Below are 16,298 nucleotides of genomic sequence, written 5' to 3'. Positions count from 1 at the left end.
ACAGCGAGGACTTATGGCGCTCATATCGAGGATCAGAAGGCGACTCGACAACCCTGACGAAGACATAGCGGGCGGAAGCGGCGCAATAGGCTTCATGGGCGCGTTTTCTATCGGCATAGGAGGCATCGTCGGGGGCGGAATTTTCGCGACTCTCGGCCTCGCGACAGTCGAATCCAGAGGCGCTACCTTCATCTCGTTCCTCATCGGCGGCCTTGTCGCTCTCCTCACCGCGTACTCGTACGTCAGGCTCTCGCTCGCCTATCCGGGCAAGGGCGGCACGGTCACGTTCCTCAACAAAGCCTTCGGCCCCGGGTTCTTCACGGGCTCCCTAAACGTCCTTCTCGTGATGAGCTACGCCGTCCTCCTCTCAGTCTACGCCTACGCCTTCGCCAACTACGCGGCCGCAACGTTCTTTCCGCGCGGCGAATACGCACTCTGGCACAGGGTCTTAGTCTCGGCGGTAGTCGTTGCCCTAGCCTTCGTCAATTTCACGGGCCCCGCCCTCGTCGAAAGGTCGGAAGGCTTCTTCAACCTGAGCAAACTTCTCATACTCCTCGTCTTCGTCGTCTTCGGGTTTTTCGCGTCCGGCCTCACGTTCGCGCGTATGGAGCCTTCCGAATGGGTCTCCGCGCCCGGCATAATAGCCGCGGGCATGCTGGTCTTCCTCAGCTACGAAGGGTTCGAGCTCATAGCGAACGTGTCCGACCAGGTGAGGGACAGGGAGAGGAACCTCCCGCTCGCCTATTACGGCTCCGTCGGCACGGCCCTCGCGTTCTACGTGCTGATAATCATAGTCGTGCTCGGGCACATGAGCTTCGACGCCGTCACGGCGTCGCGCGACTACACGCTCTCGGCCGCGGCCGAGCTGTTCATGGGCAGGCCGGGCTTCGTGCTCCTCGCGGCAGGAGCGGTGCTCGCGACCGCCTCCGCGATAAACGCTGGGCTCTTCGGCGCGTCGAAGCTCCCCGTCATACTAGCCCGGACAGAGGAGGCCCCTCCAGTATATCTGTGGGAGTACAAGGGGCGCCGTCCCGTAGGTCTTGTCGTGATCTCGGCGCTGGTGCTGCTGATCGCGAACTTCCTCGACCTCCATTCGCTCTCGGCCGCGGCGAGCGCCGGGTTCATCGTCATATTCCTCATGGTCAACATAGCCTCAGCGAAGCTCGCGAAAGAGACGGGATCGAGCAGGCGCGTATCGCTCACGGCTGCCGCGGTGTGCCTCGCTGCTCTCGCGGTGATGATCGCCGAGACGGCCCGGAGCCCCGCAAACAGAAAAGACCTCTGGTTCATCGCCGGGCTCATGGCCCTCCCCTTCATATATCAGGCCGTATTCCGCGGCGTCAGATACCTCCGCATGAGGAATGTCGTATAAGCGCCTTCAAATAAAATCCCCTCCCCCTTGAGGGGGGAGGGCTAGGGTGGGGGTGTACAAAATAATTCCTGTCGTTGCGAGGCTCCGACTTGTCCGGAGTAGCTCTAGCGGAGACGGAAGCAATGTGCGAAGGAGCCGCGTCAATCTCGTCTTTCTCTTCCCGACATTACAGAATTTGCGTCAAGAAAATCGCGTGTTTAAGCGTGAAAATCTTTCAGCTTCCCATTTGAAAGATTTTAGCTTAAACATAAGATTTTTAGCAAATTCTGTGCGGGTGAGCACCCGCAGGTATACGATCTCTAATCTCCGCTTCTGCTCAATTTCTTCAATTATAATATTTGCACCTGTGGCTGCTTAACAATCATAAAACACACTATGTGTGTGCTTCTTTTCATCCCTGTCCTGAACTTGTTTCAGGAAAGGAAAAGAAGGATAAAAAATACAGCCTTTCTCCTTCCTTTGTCATTTCATATACAACACTACGTGTGTGTCGCGATTGATGACTGAGATCGGGTGTTTATCGCCCCCACCTATATCCTCCCCCCTCATGGGGGAGGAAAGAAATATAAATCGCGGCTGGCTTGTCCTGAACCATGTCCTGAATTTATTTCAGGATCAATTCAGGAAAGCCGCTCCTACACATTGGTATTTCAGTACAGGTTCGACACGGCCATCCTTCTCCATTACAAAAAAAACTCCCCACTCCACCTTTTCCAGCGGAGCGGGGAGCGCTTTGTCTTTAATAATTTCCCTCTCCCCTTGAGGGAGAGGGCCAGGGTGAGGGGGTACTGCAATTTAATTTATCACCCGGCAGCTCGCGGGCGCTACACTCCACACCCGTCCTCGACTCACCAGCTTACTGCCCCTGCACGCAGTAGGCGCGTACCTGGACCTTGAGACAGTTGTCGGGCGACCCGGCGCCTTCCTTCCTGAACACGGATACCTTCCATCCGTTCCATCCGCTCGGGTTCATGTTGTCGGCGACGCTCGACGACACCCTGATCTCCTTCATATCTATGGTCGAGTCTTCCGGGACGAGCGTATAACCGCCGCCCAGCGCGAACGACCCCGCGGGACAATGCGCCGTGAAATCTACCGCCTTCCCCGCAATCATGCTAATCTGCTGGCTCTCGACGACCTCAGATATCGCGACCCCGCTCGACTTGACCGTCTCCACGTTGACGACCATCGGCACGCATGTCTCCGAGCACGAAATCCCTTCCTGCGACGAGCAGGGCGAGGGCGGAGGCGGAGGCGCAGGCTGGGGCTGTGGATAAACGGGCTGAGCGAAAACGGCCGATGCCGTAATGGCGATTACAAACGCGCCGAAGACAGCTGCGGCGGCGAACTTCTTAAACGATCTGATACTCTCCATAATCTAATTCCTCCCTTAAATGGATTTGTTAACTCCCCTTGCTCACACGATATTACTATATTATCCCGCCAGGTTCAACACGTCCCCGATAATCGCGGGCACGGTAATTATACACCTCAATATTGCGCGGGGGTGAGTTAAACCTGTGAGCGAAAGTTCGCTTTGCGCGGAACCGGAATTAAGAAATCGCGTCGAACATCAATTGCCGTTCATTAGTCAACAAAAAAGCCCCTTCCCTCTGTGTCGAAGAAAAGGGGTCAACTATCAGTCATTCTGAACCATGTCCTGAACGCCGTCCTGAACTTGTTTCAGGATTTATTTCAGGATTGTTTCAGAATCTAATCTTTAAGTTTTGTCATTCCCGACTCGATCGGGAATCTCATCTTTGTCTTTAAATTCCCTCCCCCTTTGAGAAGGGGGAGGGTTTGGGTGGGGGTTTACCTCACATTAATAATCCAAGTGAATTCAGACAGCCCTTTCCCTTCTTCTCCTCACCGCGAAGAACACTCCGATCAATCCCAGCCCCGCCGCCGTAGAGATCATCCCCCACTCATCTTTCCATTTCCCCCTTAGAAAAAGGGGGATTAAGGGGGATTTATCTTTTAAGAATTAAACGCCCTTCTCCTGCGAAGAGCGAAGAACACACCTATCAATCCCAGCCCCGCCGCGGCTGAGATCATTCCCCACTCAGACAGCGTCGGAATCTTGTCCGCAGAAATCCTGTTGGCGAACAGGCAGAACGCCAGCGAAAATTCTCCGGCCGGGTTGACGCATTCGAATGTCACGCTGTCCTCGGTCTGGGTTATATCCACGCCCGCGCCTTCGAAACATGTTATTTCCTCGAGCGTCCACCCTTCCTGGGGCAGCTCCGTGAATGTTAAGAAGTCCCCCTGGTCGAGGAACAGGATTTCGGGCTCTTTCTCGGGATTCGAGAAGAGAGTGATCTCGGTTTCGACCCCGTTCAGGTTCTGTATGAATTCGAAAGGTACGCTTTCCGTCTGGGGCGTGACTTTAATAATTGCAAATCCACAATTGTCATCAGGTATCTGGAACACCCCGGCTCTCGCCGAAACAGCCATAAAACAGGAAACCACTGTAATCATAAGGAAAAATCTCAAAGAGTGTTTAACCATATCGATCCTCCTTCAAGACAAGTTGATCAATTATACGATTTCGGGACAATTTTTTCAATATTATGGAGCAGGCAGTTACCGGCCCCCGATCGCCCCGTACGGGGACGCAAATACTCTTAAAAGAAACCCTTTCCCCGTGTCAGGATCGCGACCGCGGCAATATCGCCCTGGCCTGTCGTTGCGAGGAGCGCAGTATGCGACGCGGCAATCTCATTCTTTTCTTTGTCATTCCCGACCTGATCGGGAATCTCGCCTTTAATAAGCTGTAGGAGCGGCTTCCAGACGCGATTGCTTTTTCCCTCTCCCTTGAGAGACGATTGCAAGCAACAGTTCTGAGCAAGCGTAAGAACTGGTCACTTCCGGCTGATTACTATTGAGGGAGTGTGTATGGTAATTGGAACATTAATACAAATTGCGCAATCGGTCGCCCTCGAACGAAGGCACAAAACACATCGACCACAGACTCAATCTCACCTAAACCAAATCAGGATCGGGTGGGGGTTTACCTTACTTTATAAAAGATCCGACTAAATCAAACAGCGTGCATCCTCCTCCGCCTCACAGCAAAGAACACGCCGATCAATCCAAGCCCCGCCGCCGCAGAGATCATACCCCACTCGGAGAGCGTGGGAATTTCAGGAATCTGCCTGTTGCGGAAAATGCAGTTTGCGCCGTTAAACTCTCCCCCCTCGGTGCACAAAACCTGAACACCGCCCGGGTATGGCAGGGCTACCGCTCCGTCGAGGAAAAAACAATCGGCCTCTTCGAGCCGCCATCCCTCACGCGGCACCTCGGTCACAATGACGGACTCTCCCTCGTTTACTATCGCGCCGTCCTCCTGACCACCAGCGGCCACACTAAATTGTGTTTCGACACCGTTGACGATGCTGATGAAATCGAACACCTCCGAAGAATCGGGCTCAGTAGATTTTGTAATGACAATTCTGCACTGGTCTTGCTGTGAAAAGCCGGTACCGGCCGTAATCGCCAGCATCCCCGCGGCCGTTAGCAGGATAACCAAAGAATTGAATATGAATTTAACCATTCCAATCCTCCTCAAAGATCTAGCTGCTTTAACTCCTTCCCTGAGGAAAGGAGCTCAATTTTTCAATCATCTTGATCCAACTCAAGATCTCATCTTCTATCTCTTCTTGGTCGCTTTTATACAGACTGCGCCCTTCTCCTCCGCACCGCAAAGAACACTCCGATCAGCCCAAGCCCCGCTGCGGCTGAGATCATTCCCCACTCATCTTTTCATTCCCCCCTTTCTTAAAGGGGGGTTCGGGGGGATTTGCATTTCTTTCTTTAAGAATTAATCGCCCTTCTCCTTCTCACCGCGAAGAACACGCCTATCAATCCCAATCCCGCCGCCGCCGAGATCATCCCCCACTCATCTTTTCATTCCCCCCTTTCTTAAAGGGGGGTTCGGGGGGATTTGCATTTCTTTCTTTAAGAATTAATCGCCCTTCTCCTCCGCACCGCAAAGAACACACCTATCAATCCCAGCCCCGCCGCGGCTGAGATCATTCCCCACTCAGACAGCGTCGGAATCTTATCCGCCGACACCCTGTTAAAGAAGCCGCAGAACGCACCGGATAATTCACCGACCGGATTGACGCATTCGAAGGTTACGGAGTCCTCAGACTTCGTGATCTCGACGCCAACTCCCTCGAAGCAGTCGATCTCCTCAAGTGTCCACCCTTCCTGCGGCAGCTCCGTGAAGCTTACGGTGTCTCCCTGGTCGACGAAAATAAAATCGGGCGGCCCTACGAAATTCGAGTTGACAGTGATCTGGGTTTCGACCCCGTTCACCGACTGGATGAATTCGAACGGTATAGAGCCTTCGAATTGCGGTGTAAGTTTAAAAATGGCAAATGCGCAATTTCCAGGGGGGATAATTATCTCCCCTCCCTGCGACGATAGTGTCAGAAAGCCGGAAGCTACTGAAAACATAAGGAAAAACCGTATCGCGAGTCTGGCCATTCCAATCCTCCTCAATGATCAGATTGTTCCTATTTTACGATTTTTGAAAATCTTTTGCAAGCGCGCAAATTAAGGGCGCCCGCCCCCTTTCCGCCCGCTCCCGCGTCCGTGTATAATCACCCGGATGCGTAAAGCCCTCCCCGCGGCGGCCCTCTTTCTCTCGTCGCTCCTCATGAGCGCTGGAGGCGAAGATGCCCCCGCGCCCCCGTCGGTCTCGCTCCTCCCCGGCACGGACACGCCGGAAGCGGCCGTGTGCCCGGACGGCGCGGCCTATGTCTATAGGGAATATACCATATATGTAAGGCAAACAGCGGACACGCCCGGCCGGGACATAGACGTATACAAGCCCTCCGAGAAGGTTGCCGACCCCTGCGGAGCCGTCAAGGGCGCCAGGTATTACTCCGTCCCTGCAGGCGCGGCGGACGCCGGCTTCTTCGCGGGCGTCTCGGGGAGATACCTCTTCATAGACCAGGGCACGGGCCCGTCATACCGCACGATCAGCATCCTCGACATGAGAGAGAAGACATATCCGCTCCGCGCTGTCAGGTACTCGGACGCGAAGATAGAGGACGGCGTCTTTACGTATTACGAGACGCGTGACGAGATTGAGGGCGCGCTCGCGAAGATTCCCTGCCCCGAGGCGTCCGAATGGAAACAGCAGGGGCTCGGCGTCGAGTACGAAGAGAAAATTTCCTTCGATCTAGAGACGGGGAAATTAACCCCGCTCCGCGTCTTCCGCTGCTCCCCCGCGAATTGAAAAGATACTCGATGACAACCCCCTATTAAAGGTTAGTGCTTAGGAGGGAAATCCAATCCTAAATGCTCCGATAACCTCGTATTATCCTGATATTCTTCAACATATTCTGTAATTGTACAATCTGACAATGAGTACAATAATATTGAACACAAGACAATATTGAACAAGTATCTTGACATTTGTACAAATAATCCGTATGTTCAATAATATTGTACAATAATCTATATTGTACAATGCATCTGAAGCGTATGATGAAAAGGGTGAAATTAGAGACTGGTTTGCTGCGATATGCACTGGAGGTATTTAAAAATACCACTGGGGTGGACTATCGTCTCGATCAAATTGATAAAGATACACCGGGACAAGTGCCGGATGCCTTAGTACGCTTGAAAAAGGACGGAGTAGAATACCTCTACGCCGTCGAAGTCAAAGCGAGACTCACCAAGCCCATACTCGGCACGGTAATTGACCGAATCCGCAGATTCACGCGAAAGGGTCTGATCATCACGGATTACGTTAATCCGAATATAGCCGACAAATTAAAGGAATTAGATATTGCTTACATTGACGCTGTGGGGAACGCATATTTAAAAGAGCCGGGCTTGCATATATTCATTAAGGGCAATAAACCCGGCGAACACACGAGGACTTATGAATTCGAGAACGAGAATAAAACTCAAACAATAGGCGCGCCGCTTTTACAGCTTACTCCAGAATTCTTTCCCCCCGCTCTTTTTATGAGAGAGCCGAGGAACCAAGCGTTTCAACCCGCAGGTTTAAAAGTTGTCTTTGCTCTTCTCTGTGACAGGGATCTCGTAAATGCCCCGTATCGTAAAATAGCAAAAACCGCAGACGTGGCTCTGGGCACGGTCGGATGGGTCATAAGACACCTCAAAGAGCAGGGGTTCTTAGTCGAAATTAAAAAAGAGCAAAGACGCAAGCACCGCAGACTCGTCGACAGAAAAAAATTACTCGACAAATGGGTCGAGGAATACAACGAGAAATTAAGGCCGGCACTCACTCTCGGACGTTATACCGCTATGCAAGATTACTGGTGGCAGAATACAGATATCAGAAATTACGGCGCACTTTGGGGCGGGGAGGTCGCTGCGGCAAAACTCACTGGTCACCTCAAGCCCGGGGCCGCAACGATTTATGCGAAACAAATGCCGGTTCAATTGTTACGCGATCTGCAGATGAGACACGATCCGAAAGTCAATGTCGAGATACTGCGGCAATTCTGGGACGACAGATTTAATCCTGATAATCAGAACGAACATCTTGGTATCGCTCCTCTAATAATCGTTTACGCCGATCTGCTGGCGACAGGCGATGCCCGAAACATCGAGACGGCAGGAATTTTATATGACAGAGAGATTGCTGGACTTATCGGGGAGAACTGACGGGTTAATTCCGATATTCGAAGACATATCCAGGATCGCGGGCTCGTTGGGAATACCCTTCTTCGTTATTGGTGCGACAGCAAGGGATCTAATACTCGAGCTGGGATACGGAATACGTTCCTTCAGGGCGACCAGGGATCTCGACCTGGCAATACAAGTCGAAAACTGGGAGCAATATAATATTCTTTCAGCAGCGCTGCTCGAAACGGGACGATTCAGAAAGGATCGAAGCCCACACAGCTTTATATATAAAGAAGAACAATACATCGACATAATTCCATTCGGACAGATTCAGAACTCTGAAGGTGAAATCACATGGCCGCCTGAGAACGAAACCTCCATGAGTGTTATCGGATTCAGTGAGGCGTATGAAAACACTCTCAGGGTCAGGTTAAGGGCTGAACCCGTGCTCGATGCAAAGGTGGCATCTCTCCCCGGACTGACGGCGCTGAAACTCATTTCATGGAATGATAGGAGAGCGGGTGAGGACAGAGACGCCTCAGACCTGGCGCACATAATAAAGCACTATTACCAGGCGGGTAATGAAGACCGTCTCTTCAATGAAAAATACAATATCATGGAAGAGCTCGACCACCGTATAGAAGAGGCAGGCGCGAGGCTTCTTGGACACGATATAGAAGCGATAGTCAAACAAGAAACGAAAGAATTGATCCTCCGTATTCTTGACGAAGAAACGGATGAAGCCGGACAATTTAAATTAGCAACAACAATGGTCGGACGATCAATCACATTCGACAGAGATCTCGACAAATGTAAAACCCTTTTGATAGAACTAAAAAAAGGTATTTACGGAACCCCATAGCCAATCAGACTCTCATTTTCGCCATCCAGTCCTGTAACGCCTGCGTCCTCCCCCCTCACCTGTAAAGCATCACGGGCGGCGGGACCTTGTTGCTTACGGGGTCGATTGTACGGAGATACGCGTATATGGATACGAGGTCAGCGTCCGGAAGCTCCGCGAGCTCCTGCCACGGCATCGGGTACAGCAGCCTCTTGCCGAGTCCCATGTGCTGCCCCTGCCTTATCGTCGCGACGAACTGATCGGGCGTCCACGCCCCTATTCCCGTCTCCATGTCGGGCGTGAGGTTCGCCGAGAAGACGAGCGTGTCGTTAGACGCCCACGTCGTGTTGTCGAGGTTGTCGAGGAATTCCATGAACGCGTCCGATGTTATGACCATTTCGGCCACGTCCGGCACAGGCTCGTCCTGCGGGTGGCCGGAAAGCAGTTTTTCCGGGTTGGGTATCGGCTTCCCGTCGGGGCCCTTGAGCTCGGGCGTGTGGCAGAAGTTGCACTTCCACTCGTTCACCAGCTCGGCGCCCCGCGTCACCTGGTCGGCCGTGAAAGACGCCGCCGTATACGCAGGCGCGCTCGCCTGCCCGGGTGCGTTCTTGTTGCACCCCGCGGCCAGGGCTGCGAGTGAAAGCGCTATGACTGCTGCAAATTTCAGATCGATCATTTTCATTTCTCACCCTCCTGAAAATCACTTTTAATTATGCCGGATTTTTCGTAATTTTCTATCGCGCATACACATAGTGTGTTTAATGATTCCATCCGACTCCTCGGCCCAACCAAGAAGTTCCCTCTCCCTCCACACGAGGGGAGAGGGCCAGGAGCCTGTCCCGAATCATGCCCTGAACGCCGTCCTGAACTTGTTTCAGGATTTATTTCGGGATCGTTCAGGATCGCGACCGCGGCAATCTCATCTTTTCTCTTAATTTCCTTCCCCCATGCAAGGGGGAAGGACAGGATGGGGGTGTCGCCTTTCATTCATCCATCAAATATAACCCGTTCGCCCTGAGGCGCAGAACCTGCGCTCGTATACAGTCTCACAGTTACTCCTCTGCCTTAGCCATACAATGGAGCCGGCCCTGAACTACGCGCCTGTCCTGAGCTCCGTTCGCCCTGAGGCGCAGAATCTGCGCTCATATATGATTGCTCCGTCACTCCTCAGCTTTCGCCAAATAACGGAGCAAGGACAATACTGATCTGCGAGCCTGTCCTGAACGAAGTCGAAGGGTCGAAGGACGAAGGATCGAAGCATGAAAGGGTTTCACTCCCGCAGGGCTGCCCCCCTCAAAAGTGTTCCCGCTCCCCCGTCGGATAGAACGTCGCGCGCGGCCGTTCCTTGATCCCCAGCTCTTTTTCGATGAACCTGTCGAGAGACTTCGCCATGAGCCTCTGCCCCGCGGGCGTCCAGTGCATGTCGTGTCTGAAATAGAGCCGCTCCCCGCCCCTATACTCCCTGAAGCATGGGAACGCGTTGAAAAAATCGATGCCGTTTTCACGTGCGAACTCCCCGAGCTTCTCCACAGTCCTGTCCGATATCCGCGCCCCCTCCGGGATATATCCGTACCTGCCCGGCACCCATTCTTCGTCGTTCACCTGGTGCCCCCACGGGTACACGGAGAGGATGAATGTACACCCGTACATGTCGCAGAGCCGCTTCGCCCTCAGTATGCTGTCCCCGACCATCCTGTACATCTCCTCCGACTGCGGGAGCTGGGGAGCGTCGAGCGTATGCAGGAGCTGCATCCCGCTCCCCCTCTCGACTGCGTTCCTCAAGCTCAGGTCCCCGGCTTCCGGCTCCGCCCGGTTAAGCGCCCGCCTGTTGAGCGTCTCGTACAGTATCCCCGTTATGAAGAGCCGCTCCCTTACCCATTTGATCGTCCTTTCGGTCACGCTCTCCCTCCTCCTCTCGTATTCCGGAAAACCGTCCACCGCGATTATGTCGCCCTTGTCGTCGAAAACGGCAGCCCGGCGGTAGGCGTATTCGTTGAGCAGGTCGGACATGTCGAAATTGAGTATGACCATGTCGGGCCCGAGCTCACGGATAACCCTCTTAAGGAGCGAATACTCGAGCACAGGCGCATAGCTCTCGACCCCGAGGTTGATCACCTCGTACTTCCTTCCCCCCCTTCCGTTCAGATACTCCTCAGTAAGCCACGGGAACGTGCTCGCGTCCTCCACACCTTCCCCCATCGTGAAGGAGTCGCCGAGCATAACGATGCGGTACGTGCCGGGCGCTTTCTTCCCGATGTCCCTCCCCCTGAACCCCATGTTGTTGGTGACCATTTCGACGCTATAGTCGCCGTAAGGGTTTTCCATCAGGTACCGCATGCGCGGGGGCATCTTGTGATGGACGTACTTGTCAGGGTAGTTGTGGAACAAGACGGTACGGATGAATATCGCGCCGCCTGCGATATCGACGACCGCGTATGTGATTACGAGGGTCGCGATGAAGAGCCAGAGCCGCCCCGCGGCCCTTCCCCGGCCCCTGGCGGCCGCCTCCGCGGAGTAGAGGCAAAGCGCCGCGAGTGCGGCGAGGACGGCGGAGAGCCCGATGATTATAAAACCGGGCCTCTCCCCGCGTATGAGGAGCTTCCATACGAGGACCGCGCCTAAAATCAGTAAGGTTAAGGCGAAGGCCGTATAAAAGGTTGTCCTAACCCCTTTCATCTCCCTGGGCCCGTTCGTTCACATTATATACCAAACCGGCCCCTGAAAACCAGTGGAGAATCGTGCCCGGCCCGGGGGCGGTCACTTCGTCATCGGGTTCAGGTTCGCGTGCGCGATCCACTGCCAGCCCGACGGAGTTCTTATCCACACGCTCTGCCTCGGCGTAGGCTCGGGGTTCGTGAGGCTCCTGCCGTCGATTGTCTCGGCGACAGACACGCTGTAGGTGACAATGATGGTGTCCCCCTGCTCCGTAACCTTGAAATCGGAAAACTGCACCTTGAGCGGGTCGAGCCCTTTGAGGAGCTTGATCTCCGCGTCCCTGTCCCTGGCCCCGTCCCCGTGGACGCTCTGGAATCCGGGCGCGATCATCGACTCGACCGCGGCCATGTTTCCGGCAATGATCATCGTCCACATCTTCCTCTCGAGCTTCTCGCCCTCGCTCATCGAGTCCCCGGCGTATGCCGCGCATACGCCCGACAGGAGTACCGCCGTGAATAACGCCGTCCTGATAATCTTCATATCCGCCTCCGTGTTCGGCTGTAGAACATCTGCATGCAAGTATATACCAGTATGGGTGCGCACACCACGCGCGGCGTGATCTTACGACTCAATCCAGCTACTCAGCATAATCCGGCGGCCCGACCCCTCCGCCCGCATATTAGTTTGCCTCCCCCTCGACTGAGGGGGGAGGGCAAGCAACCGAAGCGTTTTATCAACCGAAGTTTAAACGAAGGGCGATAGCGGAGGCGGCGCGGGCGGGGGTGTACATGAATTTTCCTGTCGTTGCGAGGTTGCGGCTTGTCCGGCGCAGCTTTTTATCCTCCGAAGCTCGGTACGCCGCCCAAAGGCTTTGAGCCGCCGGGAGATTAGCGAAGGTGAATGGCGTAGCCGGAAGCAACCGCGGCAATCTCATCTTTTCATCCCCGCGCCCGGCGGTTAAACTTATACCCATGAACCGGCCGCTCGAATTCGCGTGCGCGGCGCTCGCCCTACTGGGCGCGTCGCTTTTCATCCCCGCGCTCATCGCCGCCAAAGACATCAGGGACCAGGTGATAAAGGAGACCGTGCTCGACGAGCAGATAAAGGCGTTCTGCGCGTTAAGGTGCGTCGGGAACGAGAGGCTCGGGACGCTCGAGACGCTCACTGTCGACCCCGCCGGGAAAGACCTCTACTCGGTCTTCGGAATAGCCGCTCTCAGGAACAGGCAGGTGATGAAGAACCCGTTCGAATACGTGCTCTTCGATCATACCGTGTACGTGAGCTCGCGTGGGACGCTCAATTCCGGGACCTGCATGCTCAAGGTCGACGACGCGAAGGTGGACAACGACTACCGGGGAATATTCACGGAGATGCTGCGCTCCGAGTCGGACGTAATAGGCAAGAGCTTCAAGGTCCCCGACTGCCGCCGCTTCATCGAATAGCGCAGAACCTGCGCTCGTATTCGATTCCTTCCAACTCCCATGCTGTAGGAGCGGCTTCCAGCCGCGATATATTCAAATTACAACAAAAAACCCCTTTCACCTGAATCTAGTGTAGGGGCTTTTTATTAGTCATGCTGAACCATGTCCTGAACTTGTTTCAGGATCGTTTCAGCTTCTCATCTTTTGTCTTTCAATTCCCTCCTTTGAATAAGGAGGGCTAGGGAGGATTTAGTTTTAAATCCCCCTGTATCCCCCTTTGCTAAAGGGGGAAAATGCTTTTCTGCATTCTAAATCCTGAATCATGACTCGTCCTCCCCCTCGTGCTCCTCGAAAAGACGCTTGGCCCTCTGGTCATTCCATTCCGCATTGCAGGATTTGCAGTGGAGGTCGGGGGCGCTGTCGTACACGATGCACCCGCCGAGCACGACCTCTCCCCTCACGGCCCTCGCTTCGAGCTCCGGGCCCGGGAGGCCGTAAACTATCGGCAGGACGTCGTGCGAGCCGCATTCCGGGCACGCGGGTTTTTCAAACATGGTCATACTTAAATATTAAACTATCGTCCCCATTGCCGCAAAAAAAAGCCCCTTCCCTCCGGTTAGAGAGAAGGGGCTCCATATATCTCGTTATTCCCCCCGCCGCCGCGATCCCTACTTTTCTTTAATTCCCCCCTTTAGCAAAGGGGGACTAAGGGGGATTTTCAGTTATTCGTTCATCCGTTTAACGCCCTTCTCCTCCTCACAGCGAACCACACGCCCACAATCATCAACCCCCATTCATCTTTTCATTCCCCCCTTTCGTAAAGGGGGGGTCGGGGGGATTTTTCTCTTCCTTTAAGAATTAAACGCTCTTCTTCTCCTAAGAGCGAAGAACACGCCGATCAAGACTAATCCCCCCGCCGCCGCGATCATCCCCCATTCAGAAAGCGTTGGAACATTAGCTGCCACTCCCCGTCCATTTACGAACGTGCATGTCGCTGATGCCTCTGCCGTCGTGTTGCAATCGGCGTCTATACCTTCTGGTATGCTCGTAAACGAGATATCGCTGCTGCCTTGGCAGACGACATCTAGGAGCGTCCAGCCAGGCGTTGGCGTTTCAGTCACCTCAAGATCGGGTGACGGACCAAAAGACTCTGTAAAACAATCGCCGCCGTCGAAGAGCTCCACCGAGAATGTCTGTCCTCCCTCGTCGAAATTGATCGTAAAGCCCGTCTCTCCTGCGCCTTCCGCGAACTTGCATATTTCCAGGAAACACTGCTGCGCGCTCGCGCTGCCCGAGATGCCGAGTATTACGAAAACAAAGAGCGAAAGCCCCAATAATGTATTTAACACGTTACGCATACGATCCTCCTGAAAAAAAGTTTGATAGCATTATTTTTTAACAATCCTTCTCTGACTCGCCTCCGCCGAAATCATCTCTTCGGTGAGAGGGTTTACATTTTCAGTTGCCTGTCATTGCGAGCAACGATTTCGACCGAGGGAGGAATCGGTCGCTCTCGGCCGAGTATGAGAAAGTAACTATGCATTGCAAAGAACTTTCCGTATATATCTACGAGTGAATACGAGTGCAGCGCGGCAATCTCGTCTTTTATCCCGCATCCTGCATCTTTCTTCTGCGTACCGCAAACCACACTCCCGCCAGCATCAGCCCGGCCGCCGCCGCGATCATCCCCCGCTTATCATTTCATTCCCCCCTTAGAAAAAGAGCCTGTCCTGAGCTCCGTTCATCCTGAGCCTGTCGAAGGACGAAGGGTCGAAGGAGGGACTAAGGGGGATTTCAAAGGTTGTCATTCCCGACCCTGAATAGATCCCGTATCAAGTACGGGACACGGTTCAGGGCAGGCACCGATCGGGAATTTCACATTCTTGTCATCCTGAACTTGTTTCAGGATCTCGTTTTTTCATCCTGCATCGTGCATCCTTCGTCAGACAGCCCTTCCCCTTCTTCTCCTCACCGCAAACCACACTCCCACAATCATCAACCCCCCAGCCGCCGCGATCATCCCCCATTCGCTGAGCGTGGGTATGTTCTCCGCCGGTACGTTTGTAAAAGTGCATACGCCCTCACTGACGGTCAGGCAATTAATCAGCACGTTGTTTTCTTCGTCGATGATTATGGCAATACCGGGACCGGATTCACAAGTGACGTCAACGAGCCTCCATCCCTCGGGCACGATCTCGGATACGACGGCTGACTGACCGAAGTTCAAATTAAACCCGGTCGACGAACCTGAAACCGTATTGATCATTAAATCATCCCCAACCGACGGCTCCACGAGGAATTCGAAAAGTATGCCCGCTACAGTTGCCTCTTTGGCGATCGCGATCGAACAAGCTTGCTGACCGCCGCCGGCCTCCGCCCTGTCAGCAAATACGCTGGATATAGCGAAAAGGAAAAGAAAAAAACTCAAGATCGATGCGATAACCTTACGCATAATTTCCTCCTCAATACTCTATTGAATATCTGCCTCCCCCAGCCGCCGCGATCATCCCCCACTCCTTTTAATTTCCCTCCCCATATCAAGGGGGGAGGGTTGGGGTGGGGGTGTTACCTTACATTTATAAATCAACAGTATTTAAACGATCTGCGCTCTTCTCTTCCTTATAGCGAAGAACACTCCTGCCAATCCTAATCCCCCCGCCGCCGCGATCATCCCCCATTTATATTTTAATTCCCTCCTTTGGCAAAGGAGGGCAAGGGAGGATTTGTATTTATTCTTTTATATGTTTAAAGCCTTCCTTCTCCTCACCGCAAACCACACTCCCACCAGCATCAGCCCCCCAGCCGCCGCGATCATACCCCACTCCGAAAGCGTGGGGATATTCCTCGTCTGCACGTTAAAAAACACACAGAACCCTTCGCCGATCCCAACGCATTCAGCCGTGAAACCGTTATCAGTAATTTCGAACAGTATTCCGCCGATGCTCTCGCAATCTATGTCCACAAGCTCCCATCCCTCAAGCGGCAGCTCAGTCACGACGACGGTCGATGAAAAACCCCCGCCATCAGACTGTCCGTCCGCTAAGGTTCCGAAATTGGGTCCGTCGCCGTCGACCGTGAACTCGAACCCGAATTCAGTGCTACCCCCGCCGGGCGCGGATTTCCCGATGCCTATGCCGCACTGCTGCGCGCTTGCGTCGGGCGTCTTTAAAAGTGTGATGGAATATACTGAAACGATTAAAAATAATAGAAAAAGACAGGCAGAAAGGCTCGAAACTTTCCTCATTGGATCCTCCTTTTAAGAGCTTCTTGGGGAGATTTTACAATATTTTCAGGGAGTAATCAATCAGTTTTAATTAATTACATCCCTCGTTAACAGACCGTTAACCCGGCCTGTCCAGCTCGATGAAACTTGAGGGCCTCACCAAAAAAAGCCCCT

General features: G+C 53.6%; 18 protein-coding genes. 5 read left to right on the top strand and 13 right to left on the bottom strand.

Annotation, left to right across the window (positions count from 1 at the left end; all coding sequences use genetic code 11):
• The first annotated feature begins 13 nt into the window (after positions 1-13).
• Positions 14-1,372 (top strand): APC family permease, encoded by a 1,359-nt coding sequence (locus AB1598_06165; protein ID MEW6144588.1) that lies wholly within the window; start codon positions 14-16, stop codon positions 1,370-1,372.
• An 856-nt stretch (positions 1,373-2,228) separates the two neighbouring features.
• On the opposite strand, the gene AB1598_06160 is transcribed toward AB1598_06165, so the two are convergent.
• The 4 genes from AB1598_06160 to AB1598_06145 all read right to left on the bottom strand — a co-directional run bounded on the left by AB1598_06160 (position 2,229) and on the right by AB1598_06145 (position 5,863).
• Positions 2,229-2,747, bottom strand: a complete 519-nt coding sequence (locus tag AB1598_06160; GenBank protein ID MEW6144587.1) for a hypothetical protein — start codon at positions 2,745-2,747, stop codon at positions 2,229-2,231.
• A 602-nt stretch (positions 2,748-3,349) separates the two neighbouring features.
• Complete coding sequence (locus AB1598_06155) at positions 3,350-3,880, bottom strand: IPTL-CTERM sorting domain-containing protein (GenBank protein MEW6144586.1); 531 nt, start codon at positions 3,878-3,880, stop codon at positions 3,350-3,352.
• Between the two features lie 532 nt (positions 3,881-4,412).
• A complete protein-coding gene (locus tag AB1598_06150) occupies positions 4,413-4,925 on the bottom strand; it encodes an IPTL-CTERM sorting domain-containing protein (GenBank protein MEW6144585.1) in 513 nt (170 codons plus the stop codon).
• A 404-nt stretch (positions 4,926-5,329) separates the two neighbouring features.
• Positions 5,330-5,863, bottom strand: coding sequence for an IPTL-CTERM sorting domain-containing protein (locus AB1598_06145; protein ID MEW6144584.1), 534 nt, complete (start codon positions 5,861-5,863; stop codon positions 5,330-5,332).
• A gap of 124 nt (positions 5,864-5,987) precedes the next feature.
• On the opposite strand from AB1598_06145, the gene AB1598_06140 reads away from it, so the two are divergent.
• The 3 genes from AB1598_06140 (at position 5,988) to AB1598_06130 (ending at position 8,846) form a co-directional block, all read left to right on the top strand.
• Positions 5,988-6,620, top strand: a complete 633-nt coding sequence (locus AB1598_06140; protein MEW6144583.1) for a hypothetical protein — start codon at positions 5,988-5,990, stop codon at positions 6,618-6,620.
• A 260-nt stretch (positions 6,621-6,880) separates the two neighbouring features.
• Positions 6,881-8,023 carry a type IV toxin-antitoxin system AbiEi family antitoxin gene (locus tag AB1598_06135; GenBank protein ID MEW6144582.1) on the top strand — a complete coding sequence of 381 codons (1,143 nt, stop codon included), beginning with the start codon at positions 6,881-6,883 and terminating at the stop codon, positions 8,021-8,023.
• The gene (locus tag AB1598_06130; GenBank protein ID MEW6144581.1) at positions 7,986-8,846 is read left to right on the top strand and encodes a nucleotidyl transferase AbiEii/AbiGii toxin family protein; all 861 of its coding nucleotides are present in this window, start codon (positions 7,986-7,988) and stop codon (positions 8,844-8,846) included. The genes AB1598_06135 and AB1598_06130 overlap by 38 nt, the downstream gene beginning before the upstream one ends.
• A 55-nt stretch (positions 8,847-8,901) precedes the next feature.
• Here AB1598_06130 and AB1598_06125 read toward each other — a convergent pair whose 3' ends face one another.
• The 4 genes from AB1598_06125 to AB1598_06110 all read right to left on the bottom strand — a co-directional run bounded on the left by AB1598_06125 (position 8,902) and on the right by AB1598_06110 (position 12,020).
• Positions 8,902-9,507, bottom strand: a complete 606-nt coding sequence (locus AB1598_06125) for a diheme cytochrome c-553 (GenBank protein ID MEW6144580.1) — start codon at positions 9,505-9,507, stop codon at positions 8,902-8,904.
• Positions 9,504-9,812 (bottom strand): hypothetical protein, encoded by a 309-nt coding sequence (locus tag AB1598_06120; protein ID MEW6144579.1) that lies wholly within the window; start codon positions 9,810-9,812, stop codon positions 9,504-9,506. The genes AB1598_06125 and AB1598_06120 overlap by 4 nt, the downstream gene beginning before the upstream one ends.
• A 306-nt stretch (positions 9,813-10,118) precedes the next feature.
• Positions 10,119-11,501 (bottom strand): SGNH/GDSL hydrolase family protein, encoded by a 1,383-nt coding sequence (locus AB1598_06115; protein MEW6144578.1) that lies wholly within the window; start codon positions 11,499-11,501, stop codon positions 10,119-10,121.
• A gap of 81 nt (positions 11,502-11,582) precedes the next feature.
• Positions 11,583-12,020, bottom strand: a complete 438-nt coding sequence (locus AB1598_06110) for a nuclear transport factor 2 family protein (GenBank protein MEW6144577.1) — start codon at positions 12,018-12,020, stop codon at positions 11,583-11,585.
• Between the two features lie 431 nt (positions 12,021-12,451).
• Between AB1598_06110 and AB1598_06105 the strand changes: the two genes are divergently transcribed.
• A complete protein-coding gene (locus AB1598_06105) occupies positions 12,452-12,922 on the top strand; it encodes a hypothetical protein (GenBank protein MEW6144576.1) in 471 nt (156 codons plus the stop codon).
• A 299-nt stretch (positions 12,923-13,221) separates the two neighbouring features.
• Here AB1598_06105 and AB1598_06100 read toward each other — a convergent pair whose 3' ends face one another.
• The 5 genes from AB1598_06100 to AB1598_06080 all read right to left on the bottom strand — a co-directional run bounded on the left by AB1598_06100 (position 13,222) and on the right by AB1598_06080 (position 16,145).
• Positions 13,222-13,455 (bottom strand): hypothetical protein, encoded by a 234-nt coding sequence (locus AB1598_06100; protein ID MEW6144575.1) that lies wholly within the window; start codon positions 13,453-13,455, stop codon positions 13,222-13,224.
• Between the two features lie 297 nt (positions 13,456-13,752).
• A complete protein-coding gene (locus AB1598_06095) occupies positions 13,753-14,259 on the bottom strand; it encodes a hypothetical protein (GenBank protein MEW6144574.1) in 507 nt (168 codons plus the stop codon).
• Between the two features lie 247 nt (positions 14,260-14,506).
• Positions 14,507-14,587 (bottom strand): hypothetical protein, encoded by an 81-nt coding sequence (locus tag AB1598_06090; protein MEW6144573.1) that lies wholly within the window; start codon positions 14,585-14,587, stop codon positions 14,507-14,509.
• A gap of 256 nt (positions 14,588-14,843) precedes the next feature.
• Positions 14,844-15,353, bottom strand: a complete 510-nt coding sequence (locus tag AB1598_06085; GenBank protein MEW6144572.1) for a hypothetical protein — start codon at positions 15,351-15,353, stop codon at positions 14,844-14,846.
• Positions 15,354-15,638: 285 nt separating this feature from the next.
• Positions 15,639-16,145, bottom strand: coding sequence for an IPTL-CTERM sorting domain-containing protein (locus AB1598_06080; GenBank protein MEW6144571.1), 507 nt, complete (start codon positions 16,143-16,145; stop codon positions 15,639-15,641).
• Between the last annotated feature and the right edge of the window lie 153 nt (positions 16,146-16,298).

The sequence above is a fragment of the Thermodesulfobacteriota bacterium genome, from assembly GCA_040754335.1.
GTDB lineage: Bacteria > Desulfobacterota_D > UBA1144 > Nemesobacterales > UBA2774 > 2-12-FULL-53-21.
This window is presented reverse-complemented; position numbering and strand designations above follow the sequence as displayed.